A 328-nucleotide genomic window follows, 5' to 3' on the forward strand; every position below is an offset into this window, starting at 1 on the left:
AGGCCGACTCGGTCCAGATCGTGAAGGCTGCGGCATCTTGACCCTAGTAACTCCCCCTGCTTTGGCAGGGGGAGTTTTTTATTGACCTTCTCCCCCTGCGCTGACCCCTGCAATGGACGCCAAGTATTCCATAAGGAGGTACGGGCCGGATTTGATGCTGTCATAGTCGATCTCTTGCCCGTCGAAGTCGGGGTTTGCGTCCGCTTCAATGGAGCCCCAAAATACGCCAAGGCATCTCACGCACTCTACAGCGGCCGCTAGTAAATCCGTTCGCACCTCGAAGTCGGGATCAACTAGCAGCTTCGGCAACTCATGGGCAATCTCATGT

1 protein-coding gene is annotated in these 328 nt (G+C 55.8%); it reads right to left on the minus strand.

Features of this window, described 5'->3' with window-relative positions:
- Nucleotides 1-78 precede the first annotated feature (78 nt).
- A partial coding sequence (locus J0695_RS42470) for a hypothetical protein (protein WP_206970120.1) occupies nt 79-328 on the minus strand: 250 nt, incomplete at its 5' end.

The organism is Streptomyces beijiangensis (assembly GCF_017315755.1).
GTDB classification, from domain to species: domain Bacteria; phylum Actinomycetota; class Actinomycetes; order Streptomycetales; family Streptomycetaceae; genus Streptomyces; species Streptomyces beijiangensis.